This is a genomic window from [Clostridium] aerotolerans DSM 5434, from assembly GCF_000687555.1.
GTDB classification, from domain to species: Bacteria; Bacillota; Clostridia; order Lachnospirales; family Lachnospiraceae; genus Lacrimispora; species Lacrimispora aerotolerans.
In genome coordinates this window covers 73,924-88,642 of sequence record NZ_JHWJ01000015.1, presented here as the reverse complement: position 1 = coordinate 88,642, position 14,719 = coordinate 73,924, and the positions used below count along the sequence as shown (strand labels likewise).

Below are 14,719 nucleotides of genomic sequence, written 5' to 3'. Positions count from 1 at the left end.
TCATTCACTCCTTAATATTTGTATGATTTCTTTTATTTTCTCCGGGTCTTTTCTGCCCTCTGTCTCAAGACTGCTGCTTAAATCAAGACAAAAAGCATCCGTAGCTGCTGCTTTTAAAATGTTCTCCGCTCCAATTCCACCCGCCAGGAACCATGGCTTTTTTATGACGGGAATGGAAGACCAGTCAAAGCTTTTTCCGCTTCCTCCGTATACATCTTTTAAATAGGTATCAAAGAGCAGATAATCCGAAGGAAAGCTTTCTGCTTTTGCCATATCATCAACAGACCGGACTCTGATGGCTTTTATAATGGGCGCCGGAATCTCCATCTGTTCTTTCAAAGAAGTGGCGTAGTCCGAATCTTCATCTCCATGAAGCTGCACCATTCCAATGGTCCCGTCCTTTATGAGAGCTAAGATATCCTCTATGGGACTATTTACAAAAACACCAACAGATGGGATTTCCGGCAGTAAAGCTTCTCTTAGCTGCCTTGCTTTCTCCTGGGTGAGCTGCCTTTTTCCAGGGGCAAATACAAAGCCTGCATAATCAGGTTTCCAGAGATTGACCGCTTCTATATCCTCGGCTCTTGTAAGACCGCATATCTTAATCCGTTTCTTCCTGTCATTCACCTGCAAGCCTCCTTAAAATGATGGAGCAGGGCCTGCTTATTGAACGCCCGCATCAGGCTTTCCCCTAAAAGCACTCCGTGGACACCTGCCTCCGCCAGAGTTCGAATCTGTTCTTGGGTACTGATTCCGCTTTCTGCCACAAAAAGTACTTCCTCAGGCACCATGGCCCTCAGTCTTAAAGAAGTTTCAAAGTCCACCTGAAATGTCTTTAGATTCCGGTTGTTCACACCAATGATTCTGGCACCGGCTGATAATGCGGAATGGACTTCTTCTTCATTATGGGCCTCCACCAGGGAACTTAAGCCAAGGCTGTCACAGATTTTTATATATTCCTTTAGCTCATCCGTGGAGAGGAGAGAGCAGATGAGAAGAATGGCTGAGGCACCAATCACCTTTGCTTCATAGATCTGGTAAGGGTCAACGGTAAAATCTTTTCTTAAAAGGGGAAGGGATACGGTCTTTTGTATGTCGGTTAAGTACGCATTGCTCCCCATAAAATATTCCGGTTCCGTAAGAACTGAGATGGCATCAGCCCCTGCCATTTCATACTCCCTGGCAATCTCAAGGTAAGGAAAATTAGGTGCAATCAGACCCTTAGAGGGGGAAGCACGTTTCACCTCGCAGATAAAGGAGATACCGGGAGCTTTCAGCTTTCTTTCCAGCGGGAAAACTTTGGTTTCCTCCTGAGAGGCCAAACACGCTGCCTCCGCCTGTCTTTTCATTACCTCAAGGGAAATGATTTCTTTCGCTGCCTCTGCTCTTTTTTTAGAGGCAGCAGCCAATGTATCTAATATCATAACGTAACCTCCGTGGTGGCATTTACAAACTGATTTAGCTTCTCCAATGCCTTTCCAGAATCAATCAGGTCCTCAGCCTTTTTGATGCACTGGGAAATGGTACAGTCATCAATGCCAAGATAAAGGCTTAAAGCTGAATTTAAGACGACGATATCACGCTTTGGACCTTTTATGGCTCCGCTTAATATATCCCTTGTGATCTGGGCATTTTCTACAGGAGTTCCTCCCAGAAGGTCAGACAGTGAGGAACGGCTTAAGCCGAACTCCTCTGGAGTGATATCGTAAGGAATCAGCTCCCCAAACCGGATTTCACAGACATGGGTAATCCCCGTGACCGTAGCTTCATCAAGGCCGTCATCGCCGCATACCACAAGTCCACGCTTGACTCCAAGGTTACTTAAGACCTGTGCCAGTGGTTCCACCAGCTTCCTGTCATAGACCCCTAACAGCTGCATGGTGGCCCCGGCCGGGTTTGAGAGAGGGCCGAGAATATTAAAGATGGTACGGACACCAAGCTCTTTTCGTACCGGGCCGGCATATTTCATGGAAGAGTGATAAGCCTGAGCAAAGAGAAAGCACATGCCGGTGCTTTTAAGAATCTCGCCCGACTGCTCCGCTGTAAGGTTTAAATTAACGCCTAGAGACTCTAAAACGTCTGCAGCACCGCTTTTACTGGACACACTGCGGTTTCCATGCTTTGCAACCGGAACGCCACCAGCGGCCACCACAAAGGCACTGGTGGTGGAAATATTAAAGGTTCCCACTTCGTCGCCTCCTGTGCCCACAATATCAATCACTGGAAAATCAGGCTCCAGCCGCAGGGCTTTTTCTCTCATAACCGTGGCGCAGGCTGTGATCTCATCAATGGTTTCCCCTTTCATCCGGAGTCCTGTTAAAAATGCCGCCATTTGTGCCGGAGTGGTTTCACCGCTCATAATTTCATTCATGACTTCCCTTGCAGCTTCAAAGCTTAAGTTCTGTCCTTCAATTACTTCATGGATTGCTTGCTGGATCATTTTGATTACCTCCTTTTATTGGCCAATGGATATGGATAAGAAATTTTTCAGTATGGTTTCTCCGTCAGGGGTAAGTATGGATTCCGGGTGAAACTGCAGCCCATAAACTGCATGCTCCTTATGTTTCACAGCCATAATTTCTCCCATATCGTCGGTACCGATGGGAGTAAGGCAGGCAGGAAGAGTTTCCTTTTTTGCAATGAGTGAGTGGTATCTGGCAGCAGGAATCTTTTTTTCTAAGCCCAGAAACAAGGGATCCGATGCGTCAATGGTGATGATGCTTTGCTTTCCGTGCATCAGCTTTCTGGCATGGGTGATTTGTGCGCCAAATACCTCGCAGATTCCCTGATGGCCGAGACACACTCCAAGAATAGGCATTTTTCCTTTTAAGGTCCTTACCACGTCCTCACAAACACCGGCATCCTTTGGATAGCCAGGACCGGGAGAGAGAACGATGTGACTAGGAGATAATGCTTCGATCTCGGCTACGGTCAGCTCGTCGTTTCGAATTACCTTGATATCGGGATTTAATCCCCCTATCATCTGAACCAGGTTGTAGGTAAAGCTGTCATAATTATCAATAAAGAGAATCATAGGTCATTCACCTCCCCGGCTCTTAAAAGAGCAGTAATCACTGCCTTTGCCTTGTTTTCTGATTCCTCGTATTCCCGTTCCGGTATGCTGTCGGCAACAATACCGCCTCCTGCCTGGACGGAAACAATCCCGTTTTTTCTCACCGCCATTCGGATGGCGATGCAGGTATCCATATTTCCGGTAAAGTCAACATACCCCAAGGCTCCGCCGTAAATGCCTCTTGGTTCATTTTCCAGTTCGTCAATGATCTGGCAGGCCCGGATCTTCGGGGCACCGGAAAGGGTTCCGGCAGGCAGAACAGATTCGATGGCGGAAAATGCGTCGCAATCCTTTCGAATATCCGATTCCACCTGGGAGCAGATGTGCATGATGCGGGAATAGCGGTGGATCATCTGGTATCCGGTTACTTCAACGGAGGAAAACTCTGAGATTTTTCCAAGGTCATTTCTTCCTAGATCCACCAGCATGTTGTGCTCCGCCAGCTCTTTCTCATCGGCCAGAAGCTCCTTTTCCAGTCTGATATCCTCTGCCTCGTCTTTTCCTCTTGGCCTGGAGCCTGCTACCGGGAAGGTGGTGAGCCTGTGATCCTTTAACCGCACCAGGGTTTCCGGTGAGGTGCTCATGATTTCCATATCCCCGGTGCTTAGATATACCATGTAAGGAGATGGATTGGTGGTTCTTAAGACCCGATAGGCATTTAAAAGACTGTCTGGATAAGGGCTTTCAAATTTCCTGGAAAGGACCGCCTGGAAGATATCACCGTTTACGATGTATTCCTTTGCCTTTTCAACCATCTGGCAGTAATCCTCTTTTGTCACATTACAGTGAAAGGAGGGCGTATTTAAAACCGCAGATTTTTTTAGAGGAGCCATATCCCCGATCATTCGGGCGATGCTTTCAAGCTTCGTACAGGCCTTTCCGTAATTCTCCATGACCTGATCCGTTTTCATGTTGACCACAATGCTGATCTTCTGGGTCAGATGATCATAGGCAATGACCGTGTCAAACAGCATCAGGTCAAAATCATTGCAGTCGCCCTTTTGGATGGAAAGTACCGGCTCTGCATATCCGATCATGCTGTAAGCAAAGTATCCCACAAAGCCTCCGGTAAATGGCGGAAGGCCGGGAATCTTAGGAGAGCGGTAGTCCTTAAGTATATCTCTTAATACCTCATAAGGCTGATCTGTTACTATGGTTTTGTCCTGGGGCCCCCCTTCTTCCATTCTGTAAGGATGGATAGAAACCTTCCCGTCATTACAGGAGACGCTCATGACCGGGTCATATCCCAGAAAGGAGTAGCGGCCCCAGGTCTCACCGCCCTCAATGCTTTCTAACAGATAGTATCGGCTGCTTAAGGCTGCGATTTTACGCAGCAGGGTAATGGGGGTTACAATGTCTGCAAATATTTCCCTGCAGACCGGGATTACGGGATAAGAGGCAGCCAGTGCCCCGATTTCCCGGCAGTCCGGTGTAAGATTCATGGTATAGACTCCTTTCTGTGATAGGACGTATTTTCCTATCAAATAAAAAAAGCTCCCGTCCCTCCTTCCATACGAATATGGAAAAGAGGGACGGAAGCTATAATTACGGTTCCGTGGTACCACCCTGATTGGAAAAGTTAGACTTTTCCCACTTATAACACACTAACATGTGCCTCCCCTTGGTAACGGATAGGAAACCCGTCGTCATCTACTCCCAGAATCTGGTTTCAAGCCGCCCTCGCAGGTCCATTCAGATCAGACATCAACGCTTCCTCTCACCAACCGGAAGCTCTCTGTGCATGATATAGAGATCTTACTTACTCCTGCTCATCAGTTTATCACTTTGTTTTGCTACAGTATATGAGATGGAAAGTGAAATGTCAATACATATTTTTAAAATTTTTCGGAACATTGACATTTTAAAAAAGGATGGTTAGAATGGTGCTAATTGATTGCAGTATTTTATAGATGATGAGGAGGAATATCCGATGGCAAAAATAGGGATCATTGGAATTGGAAATATGGGCTATGCCATATTAAAAGGCTTACTGGGTGTATACGGTAAGGAAGATATTATATTTACAGACGTGAACCTTGACCGGTGCGAGCAGATTACAAAGGAGCTGGGAGTGGCTCATACGGATAATAACGGGCAGCTGGCTGGATTAGCAAAATATATTGTCCTGGCTGTAAAGCCCCAGTATTTTAATCCGGTCCTTGCAGATATCCGTCACAGTGTTACGGAGAAAAATGTAATTATTTCCATTGCACCTGGAATTACCACCACTCAGCTTAAGGAAAAACTGGGAGATGAAAAAAGAGTGGTCCGCGCCATGCCAAATACTCCGGCTCTCTTAGGAGAAGGAATGACCGGCGTTTGCTATGAGGAAAAGGCATTTACTCAGGAAGAGAAGGATTCCATCAAGGATATTTTCAGCTCTCTTGGCAGAATGAGGATTGTGGAAGAACGGCTTATGAATGCGGTGGTATGTGTCAGCGGCAGCTCACCGGCCTATGTATATATGTTTATTGAGGCTCTTGCAGACAGTGCTGTCAAATACGGACTGCCAAGAGATGCGGCTTATGAGATGGCTGCTCAGGCTGTTTTAGGAAGCGCGAAAATGGTTCTGGAAACAGAGGAGCATCCCGGAGCATTAAAGGATAAGGTCTGTTCGCCGGGAGGAACTACCATTGCAGCGGTATCCGCTCTGGAAGAGTCAGGCTTTCGCAGTGCAGTCATAAAAGCTGCCGATGCCTGTTACAAAAAGTGCACGGAAATTTAAGTAGAAACCGGAGGTATTACCATGAAACAGCCGCCAGTCGTTCGATTGGACAGAACATTCAAATACCAGGGGAGCATCTTAAAGTTTTATGAGGATACCATCCTTGCAAACGGTCATATCGCCCATTGGGATTTTATCCACCACATTGGTGCCGCAGCAGTAGTTCCTGTGACAAAGGAAGGTAAAATCTTAATGGTACGCCAATACCGAAACGCCCTGGATCGTTATACTCTGGAGGTCCCAGCCGGAGCACTGGATACCGCGGATGAGCCAAAGATTGCCTGTGCCCACAGGGAACTGGAAGAGGAGACTGGATTTAAGACAGAGATAGAAAATCTTGAATTCCTGGTCAGAGTCAACACCACGGTGGCATTCTGTGATGAAGCCATTGATATCTTTGTGGCAAGAAATTTAGTGCCCTCAAAGCAGAATCTTGATGAAGAAGAATGCATCGAGGTGGAGGAGTGGACGGTAAAGGAATTAGAGGAGAAGATCTTTCAGGGTGAGATTACAGACGGAAAGACCATTGCCGCTATTTTAGCCTATGCCCGTAAATATGATGTGAAATAAGAATTGAATAAATATCCCCCCAAAGGCATAAATTGTGACAAGACCTGTAGGGGGATTTTTTATGGCCAGTTTATTACAAAATATAAGACTTCGTTTTGGCAGAAGAACGGACAACAATTACATGAAGGTTTACCGGAGCACCAGGACGTGGGATATATACCTGATCTGCTTTTTTATCGGTCTCACCGCAGGAACGGTCATGGCAAATTTGTGGTATTCTTCCTTTGCAGATGAGGCTGGATATTATTTAGGGCTGCTTAACCGGAATGTAAACCTGGGAAAAGACGAACGCATGCAGCTTTTCGGACAGGTCGTAAGCCAAAGAGTGATGGAGGTATGGATTATCTGGCTTATAGGCATGACGGCATATGCACTTCCATTATTTTGTACCTTCATGGGCCTGGCAGGATTTTCCATGGGATTTGTCCTTTCTGTGATAACCGTTCAAAAAGGGCTTATGGGACTCCCCATTTTCTTTATGACAATCATGCCACAAAGCCTGTGTTACCTTCCTGTTTTTGGGATTTTACTGTTTTGGGGAATCCAAAAGGAGAGGCGTTTTCGGATTCCCGCATTGATTCTCCTCCTGCTCCTGACAGCGGCCGGGAGCGCGTTTGAAGCATGGATTAACCCGTTTTTCTTAAAATTTGTCCTGTAGACTGGAAAAATTAATGGGAAAATAACATCAACAGAATTACCATATCTTGCGAATAGCCCCATGAGGTGACCAATATCTTGTATGTGTTATGTAAATTGAAGGAAGAACACTGGTAAAGTGGGAAAAATGTGTTTGATTTTATCGAAAATAGTCTATATAATGGTAGGAAGAAGCCTTATTTTAAGGCATTTTTTAAACCGAACGGTTAGGGAGTATAGAAATGGTAGTTGAGATCAATCACTTTATTATTTATTTAAGAGAGATAAAAAAAACTTCAAAGAACACTGAGGTTTCTTATCAGCGGGATTTGTTGCAGATGGCATCCTTTTTAGGACAGCAGGGAATTATGGAGGTTGGGAAGGTAACAAAGACCAGCTTAAACTCCTATATCCTATACCTGGAAAAAGAAGGAAGGGCAACTACTACCATTTCAAGAACACTGGCATCCATGAAGGCATTCTTTCATTATGAATGCTCACAGGGCAACATCGGCAAAGACCCGGCAGAGCTTATTAAGGCTCCCAAGGTGGAAAAGAAGGAACCTACTATATTATCAGTTGATGAAGTCAACTGCCTTTTAAGCCAGCCGGACGGGGAATCACCGAAAGAGCTTAGGGACAGGGCCATGCTGGAGCTTCTCTATGCCACAGGAATCCGGGTATCTGAACTCATTAATTTGAGAAAGACCGATGTGAACCTTACGGTAGGCTATATCACCTGCCGGGACGAGCATAAGGAGCGCATGATTCCCTTTGGCAAGGTAGCGAAGCTGGCACTCTCTGCCTACATGGAACGGGGAAGAGAGTATCTTTTAAAAGAACAGGACTGCGAATGGCTGTTTACCAATTGTAACGGAAAGGCCATGAGCCGACAGGGATTTTGGAAGATTGTCAAATTCTACGGAGATAAGGCTGGGATTAAGGCGGATATTACGCCTCACTCCTTACGACATTCCTTTGCTGCCCATCTTTTACGAAACGGAGCAGACATCCATGTGGTACAGGCCATGCTTGGACATTCGGATATGGCTACCACCCAGATGTATATGAATTACGCTCAAAAAGAAGCAGTTCGCCGGGCCTATACGGGAGTCCATCCCAGAGGCTAGGTTTTTTGGAACATTCCTATGCCTTCCGCCATATAATGCGGAAGGCATTCCTTTTGTAAAAATATGAAATTGGGAAAAAACAATATTTGCCTGAAAACAAGGTTTGCGCTATAATAGGTAAGGTTGTGCTTTAACACTGATGAAAACTAAAAAACATGAGGTATAAGAAATGAAAAAATTAGAAGATTATGTCGCAAGTATTCCGGATTTTCCGGAAGAAGGAATCATATTCCGTGACGTGACTACTATACTGGAAGATCCTGACGGACTCTCCCTGGCAGTAGACGGCGTTCGCAAGATGCTTGAAGGAGTAGAGTATGATTCTGTCATTGGACCAGAATCCAGAGGCTTTATATTTGGCGTTCCAGTGGCATATGCAGAGCATAAGGGCTTTATTCCCGTACGTAAAAAAGGAAAGCTTCCAAGAGAAGTTCTTTCCATGGATTATGCACTGGAGTACGGCACTGCAACCATTGAGATTCACAAAGATTCCATTAAGCCGGGCCAGAAGATCGTTATCATCGATGACCTGATCGCCACAGGCGGTACCATTGAAGCGATCATCAAGCTGGTGGAAGAACTGGGCGGAGAGATTGTTAAAATCTGCTTTATCATGGAGCTTGCTGGATTAGAAGGAAGAGAAAAACTTAAGGACTATGATGTGGAATCACTGATTGTCTACGAAGGAAAGTAAATAGATAGAAGGTAAACAGGGAATGCTAAAGGCTGAGTGTATCTACACCTGCTTTTGGTATTCCCTGTTTACGAAAAGAATGACAAATTTATCACACAATTCAGGGCCATATCGATATATTTTTATCAAAATTTATTTTTTTCGATACATTTTGCGTGGCTATTGATTTTATGATTTTTACTATGCTATAGTATGAATTAAAACACATGCTGACCATATTGCAGCAATTTCATAAATACAGTTAGAGAAAGGAAAACTTCAATGGCCGTACATGTAATTGATGAAGCAAATAGATGTTTAAATTGTAAGAAACCTTTGTGCCGTCAGGGCTGCCCTATTAATACTCCAATTCCTCAGATGATTCAGGCTTTTAAGAACGGAGATCTTAATGATGCAGGAGAGATGTTATTTAGCAACAATCCTCTGTCTCTCGTATGTTCTCTGGTGTGCAATCATGAAAAACAGTGCGAGGGCCACTGCATTCTTGGAAAAAAAGGACAGTCGGTTCATATCAGCAGCATTGAAAATTATATATCGGATACTATTTTTGATAAAATCAAGATCGAATGCAAGCCAAAGAACGGGAAGAAAGTAGCAGTCATCGGTGCAGGTCCAGCAGGAATCACCATTGCCATTTACTTGACCAAGGAAGGCTACAGCGTAACCATATTTGATGCAAAGGATAAGGTCGGAGGCGTTCTCCAGTATGGAATCCCGGATTTCAGACTTCCAAAGACGATCCTGGAACGTTATAAAAAGAAACTGGTAGATATCGGAGTGAAGATACGCCCTAACACAGCCATCGGAACCGCCTTAGAAATCAAGGACCTGGTTCGGGATGGGTACCAGAGTATCTTTATCGGAACCGGAGTATGGAGACCAAAGACTCTGGGTGTTAAGGGAGAATCTCTTGGTAATGTTCACTATGCTATTGATTATCTGGCAAATCCGGATGCTTATGATTTAGGAGATAAGGTAGCTATCATTGGTGTGGGCAACTCCGCCATGGATGTGGCCAGAACCGTGATCCGCCACGGAGCAAGAAAGGTGACACTTTACGCCAGAGGTCTCCACAGCAATGCCAGCGAGCATGAGACAGCCTATGCAAAGCTTGACGGAGCTAATTTTCAGTTCGGTAAGCAGATTGCTGAAATCACAGATGACGGTCCCGTATTTGAGACGGTAATTTATGATGAAGAAGGAAAACAGATTGGTATGGAAGAAGAGCGGGATCAGGTTTATGTGGATTCCACCATCATCTCTATCAGCCAGGGTCCAAAAAGCAAGCTGGTGAGTACCACAGAGGGCTTAAAAGCCAGTCAGAACGGTCTTCTTATGACCGATGAGGACGGACGCACCACGATTCCAGGTGTCTTCGCTTCCGGTGATGTGGTTCTGGGCGCCAGAACCGTTGTTGAGGCAGTGGCTTATTCAAAGAGAGTCGCACAGGCAATGGACGAATATATGAAATCTAAAGAAGAGTGATAGAAATGGATTACAGCAGTCTAATCAATCTCCAGGGAATGCTTTTTTTACTTGTGGCAGCAGGCATTATTCTCCGGAAAAAAGGGATTCTTCATGAGGAAGCAAAGGCAGTGTTGACCGATTTGGTAATTTACCTCATCCTGCCCTGTAATATTATCAGCTCCTTCCTGATTGAATTCAATCTATCGGTTCTTAAAAAGTTTGCTGTCATATTATTGATTGCCACCTTGATTCAGGTGGTGAGTCTTATCCTTGCCAATGTTCTATATAACAAGGAGGAAGATGGACGGAAGAAAGTGCTTCAATACGGTACAGTCTGTTCCAATGCAGGATTTATGGGCAACCCGATTGCAGAAGGCGTTTTCGGGGCACAGGGGCTTATGTTTGCCTCTATATTCTTAATCCCCCAGAGAATTGTTATGTGGTCTGCTGGAGTATCCTATTTTACAGAGAGTCCGGATAGAAAGACCATTGTGAAAAAGGTCATGACGCACCCCTGTATCATAGCGGTTTATATCGGAATGTTTTTCATGGTCACTCAGATTCAGATGCCCCAGTTTCTTGAACATACCATAAGGGGCGTGGGTGGCTGTACGACCACGGTGTCCATGGTGTTGATTGGAACCATATTGGCAGAGGTGAAGCTTAAGAGTATCCTGGACTGGGGAATTGTAAAATACACGGCAATCCGTTTATTTTTCATTCCCCTCCTTGTGTTTCTTTTCTGCCGTCTCTTTTCCGTAGACCCTATGCTTTTAGGAGTATCCGTACTGTTAGCCGGAATGCCTGCAGGAAGTACGACTGCCATATTGGCGGCAAAATACGATGGTGATTATATTTTTGCTACAAAGTGTGTGGTGGTAACGACCCTGTTATCCTTAGTGACCATTCCTTTGTGGTGTATGTTTTTATAGCTGGCAGGCGGTTAAGACCGCCTGCCATTTTCGATAAACAATAAAACTAATTGTTGCATGAACGGGAATATGATAGAATATTTCCATTGAAGGAAGGAGGGATCGTTATGAAACGACTGGAAACTGATCTCCATCTGCATTTGGACGGCTCCTTATCAACAGATGTGGTAAGGCTGCTTGCAGCAGAAATCGGATATGATTTTGAAGGACGGAGTGTAAAGGAAAGTATTTCCGTAGGAGAGGATTGCAAAAGCCTGGTGGATTACTTAAAATGCTTTGATCTTCCTGCACAGCTTTTACAGACAGAGGAAGCACTGGAGCTGGCATCAAAGGATCTGGTGGTGCGTCTGGCGGAGCAAGGTCTTATTTACACAGAGATCCGGTTCGCACCCCAGCTTCACATGAGAAAAGGGCTGACAAAAGAAAAGGTCGTGGAAGCCGTGATCCGTGGAGTGGATAAGGGCGTAAAGGAAGCAGGATCTATAAAAGCAGGTATTCTGCTCTGCTCTATGGTCAATGGCTCTGATAAAGAAAATGAAGAGACCTTTGATATTGCTGGCGGGTATTTAAACCGTGGAGTGGTTGGCGTAGATATTGCAGGACCTGAGGGAATGGTGCCCATGGCTCACTTTGAACCTCTCTTTAAAAAGGCTTATGAGAAGGACATTCCTTTTACCATCCATGCTGGAGAATGCGGGGATTGTGAAAATATAATCAAAGCGGTGGCTTACGGTGCCAAAAGAATCGGTCACGGCTGCGCGGCCATACAGTCGGATGCATGTATGGACCTTTTAAAAAAGGAAAAGATTACATTAGAAATGTGTGTGATCAGCAACCTACAGACAAAGGCAGTGGCTTCCATTTTTGAGCACCCCTTAAAGGCATTTTATGACAGAGGAATCCGTGTGACTTATAACACGGATAACATAACGGTTTCCGACACAAGCCTTTTAAAGGAAGCAGAGCTTATTAAAAAACACATGGGCTTTACAGAGGCAGATTTAAGGCAGATGAACCGGTATGCTTTGGAAGGTGCTTTTCTAAAAGAGGAAGAGAAAGAAAAAATAATTGCATTTTTCGACAATAATAATTATAATGAATGATAACTACGTTTAAAAAACGATGAATACTGGGAATGCTAGAAAAAGGTGATGGCATATGGCAGATTATCCAATGATGGAAAATAATAATAAGGCAGCTTTGGAGAATGCAAAGCGGGAGAAGCGGGGACTTGATACTGAATTGGAGGCTCCTGCAGATTTTACGAGCCCTGAGGTGCTTTATGAAGAGTTGGTAAAAAGTATCAAACGATACCATCCTTCCGATGATCTAACCATGATCAAAAAGGCATATCAGATCGCTTACGACGCACATAAAGACCAGAAACGAAAATCGGGTGAACCTTACATCATTCACCCTCTTTGTGTTGCGATTATTTTAGCGGATCTTGAGATGGACAAAGAAACCATTGCCGCTGGGATTCTACATGATGTGGTTGAGGACACCGTAATGTCCTTAGATGAGCTGAAGGCAGAGTTTGGCGAAGAAGTGGCCCTTTTGGTGGATGGCGTTACAAAGCTGACCCAGATATCCTGGTCCATGGATAAGATGGAGCTTCAGGCGGAGAATTTAAGAAAGATGTTCCTTGCTATGGCAAAGGACATCCGTGTGATCATAATAAAGCTTTCTGACCGCCTCCATAACATGCGTACCCTTCAGTATATGAAGCCGGAAAAGCAAAAGGATAAGGCCAGGGAGACCATGGAAATCTATGCTCCCATCGCCCACCGTCTCGGTATTTCCAAGATAAAAATCGAGCTTGACGATCTGTCCTTAAAGTATCTTCACCCCGAAACTTACTATGAACTGGCTGAGAAAATATCACTAAAAAAGGATGCCAGGGAATACTTTGTAAAGAGCATTGTAGATGAGGTTTCGGAGCATCTTAGTGCTTCCGGGATTGAAGGCAAGGTGGACGGCCGCGTCAAGCATTTTTTCAGTATCTATAAAAAGATGGTAAACCAGAATAAGACCCTGGATCAGATCTATGACTTATTTGCTGTCAGGATCATTGTGGAAAGCGTAAAGGACTGCTATGCTGCACTCGGTGTGATTCATGAGCTTTATAAGCCGATTCCAGGCCGTTTTAAAGATTATATTGCCATGCCAAAGCCCAATATGTACCAATCATTACACACCACCCTGATTGGCAATAACGGCCAGCCGTTTGAAATTCAGATCCGTACTTATGAGATGCACCGCACGGCGGAATACGGTATTGCGGCCCACTGGAAGTATAAGGAGAGCGGAAGCGGCCAGGTGGCTGCGGCGAAAGAGGAAGAGAAGCTAAGCTGGCTTCGTCAGATTCTGGAGTGGCAGAAGGACATGTCCGACAACATGGAATTTTTAAACATGGTAAAGGGCGACTTAGACTTATTCTCTGACAGCGTTTACTGCTTTACCCCTTCCGGCGACGTAAAGAACCTGCCAAGCGGTTCCACCCCAATTGACTTTGCATACTCCATCCACAGTGCAGTCGGCAATAAGATGGTAGGCGCACGCGTGAATGGCAAGCTGGTCAATATTGAGTATGTGATCCAGAACGGAGATCAGGTTGAGATCATTACCTCCCAAAACAGCAAGGGCCCCAGCAGGGACTGGCTGAATATGGTGAAAAGTACTCAGGCCAAGAATAAGATCAACCAGTGGTTCAAGACAGAGCTTAAGGAAGATAACATTCAACGCGGCAAGGAAATGGTGGACCGTTACTGTAAGACAAAGGGAATTAATTATCCTGACATTAACAAGCCGGAATATCAGGATAAGGTGATGAAGCGTTATGCCTTCCGTGACTGGGAATCCGTGCTTGCTTCCATTGGACACGGTGGCTTAAAAGAAGGCCAGGTCATCAATAAGATGATTGATGAACGGGATAAAAAGCTGAAAAAAGACGTAACGGATCATACGATTCTAAATGACATTGAGGACATGAGCAATAAGCTGCCCATTAAGAGACGTTCCGGCAGCGGAATTGTGGTAAAGGGCATTCATGACCTTGCGGTCCGTTTTTCCAAGTGCTGTAGTCCGGTACCAGGAGATGAGATTGTAGGCTTCGTGACTAGAGGAAGAGGAATTTCCATTCACAGGACCGACTGCGTGAACGTGTTCAATCTTCCGGAAGATGAAAGAAACCGCCTTATCGATGCCGAATGGCAGGAGCAGGAGGGCGAGGCGACAAAAGAGCGTTATTCCTCAGAAATCAAGATTTTTGCAAATAACCGTATCGGTATGTTCGTAGACATTTCAAAGGTATTTACGGAACGTCAGATTGATATTACCTCTATGAATTCCAGAACCAACAAGCAGGGCAAGGCTACGATTACCATGACCTTTGATATTCATGGAGTGGAGGAGCTTGGAAAACTGGTAGATAAACTGAGACAAATCGAAGGAGTTATAGACATTGAGAGGACTGCGGGATAGCGCAGTTTT

14 protein-coding genes and 1 other annotated feature are annotated in these 14,719 nt (G+C 45.0%); of the genes, 9 read left to right on the top strand and 5 right to left on the bottom strand.

What is annotated here, in order from left to right:
* The 5 genes from T546_RS0118225 to T546_RS0118205 are packed head-to-tail and all read right to left on the bottom strand — an operon-like array spanning position 1 to position 4,515.
* The gene (locus tag T546_RS0118225) at positions 1-627 is read right to left on the bottom strand and encodes a phosphoribosylanthranilate isomerase (protein ID WP_026892857.1); all 627 of its coding nucleotides are present in this window, start codon (positions 625-627) and stop codon (positions 1-3) included.
* Positions 624-1,424 carry an indole-3-glycerol phosphate synthase TrpC gene (gene trpC / locus T546_RS0118220; protein ID WP_026892856.1) on the bottom strand — a complete coding sequence of 267 codons (801 nt, stop codon included), beginning with the start codon at positions 1,422-1,424 and terminating at the stop codon, positions 624-626. The genes T546_RS0118225 and trpC overlap by 4 nt, the downstream gene beginning before the upstream one ends.
* Positions 1,421-2,440 carry an anthranilate phosphoribosyltransferase gene (gene trpD / locus T546_RS0118215; protein ID WP_026892855.1) on the bottom strand — a complete coding sequence of 340 codons (1,020 nt, stop codon included), beginning with the start codon at positions 2,438-2,440 and terminating at the stop codon, positions 1,421-1,423. Before trpD ends, trpC begins: the two co-directional genes overlap by 4 nt.
* A gap of 15 nt (positions 2,441-2,455) precedes the next feature.
* Positions 2,456-3,034: an anthranilate synthase component II gene (locus T546_RS0118210; protein ID WP_026892854.1), complete on the bottom strand. Its 579-nt coding sequence runs from the start codon at positions 3,032-3,034 to the stop codon at positions 2,456-2,458.
* Complete coding sequence (locus T546_RS0118205) at positions 3,031-4,515, bottom strand: anthranilate synthase component I family protein (protein WP_026892853.1); 1,485 nt, start codon at positions 4,513-4,515, stop codon at positions 3,031-3,033. Before T546_RS0118205 ends, T546_RS0118210 begins: the two co-directional genes overlap by 4 nt.
* An 83-nt stretch (positions 4,516-4,598) precedes the next feature.
* Positions 4,599-4,855: a binding site (T-box leader), on the bottom strand.
* 148 nt (positions 4,856-5,003) lie between these two features.
* Here T546_RS0118205 and proC point away from each other — a divergent pair.
* The 9 genes from proC to T546_RS0118160 all read left to right on the top strand — a co-directional run bounded on the left by proC (position 5,004) and on the right by T546_RS0118160 (position 14,710).
* Positions 5,004-5,798 carry a pyrroline-5-carboxylate reductase gene (proC, locus tag T546_RS0118200; protein WP_026892852.1) on the top strand — a complete coding sequence of 265 codons (795 nt, stop codon included), beginning with the start codon at positions 5,004-5,006 and terminating at the stop codon, positions 5,796-5,798.
* Positions 5,799-5,819: 21 nt separating this feature from the next.
* Entirely contained in the window at positions 5,820-6,368 is a 549-nt protein-coding gene (locus tag T546_RS0118195) for an NUDIX hydrolase (protein WP_026892851.1), read from the top strand.
* 61 nt (positions 6,369-6,429) lie between these two features.
* Positions 6,430-7,026, top strand: coding sequence for a stage II sporulation protein M (locus T546_RS0118190; protein WP_026892850.1), 597 nt, complete (start codon positions 6,430-6,432; stop codon positions 7,024-7,026).
* Between the two features lie 220 nt (positions 7,027-7,246).
* Entirely contained in the window at positions 7,247-8,134 is an 888-nt protein-coding gene (locus T546_RS0118185) for a site-specific tyrosine recombinase (RefSeq protein ID WP_026892849.1), read from the top strand.
* Between the two features lie 169 nt (positions 8,135-8,303).
* Positions 8,304-8,828 carry an adenine phosphoribosyltransferase gene (locus tag T546_RS0118180; protein ID WP_024837199.1) on the top strand — a complete coding sequence of 175 codons (525 nt, stop codon included), beginning with the start codon at positions 8,304-8,306 and terminating at the stop codon, positions 8,826-8,828.
* A 261-nt stretch (positions 8,829-9,089) separates the two neighbouring features.
* Positions 9,090-10,313, top strand: coding sequence for an NAD(P)-dependent oxidoreductase (locus T546_RS0118175; protein ID WP_026892848.1), 1,224 nt, complete (start codon positions 9,090-9,092; stop codon positions 10,311-10,313).
* A gap of 5 nt (positions 10,314-10,318) precedes the next feature.
* Entirely contained in the window at positions 10,319-11,227 is a 909-nt protein-coding gene (locus tag T546_RS0118170) for an AEC family transporter (protein WP_026892847.1), read from the top strand.
* A 107-nt stretch (positions 11,228-11,334) separates the two neighbouring features.
* The gene (gene add / locus T546_RS0118165; protein WP_026892846.1) at positions 11,335-12,330 is read left to right on the top strand and encodes an adenosine deaminase; all 996 of its coding nucleotides are present in this window, start codon (positions 11,335-11,337) and stop codon (positions 12,328-12,330) included.
* Positions 12,331-12,403: 73 nt separating this feature from the next.
* Positions 12,404-14,710: a RelA/SpoT family protein gene (locus T546_RS0118160; RefSeq protein WP_051629964.1), complete on the top strand. Its 2,307-nt coding sequence runs from the start codon at positions 12,404-12,406 to the stop codon at positions 14,708-14,710.
* Positions 14,711-14,719 lie beyond the last annotated feature (9 nt).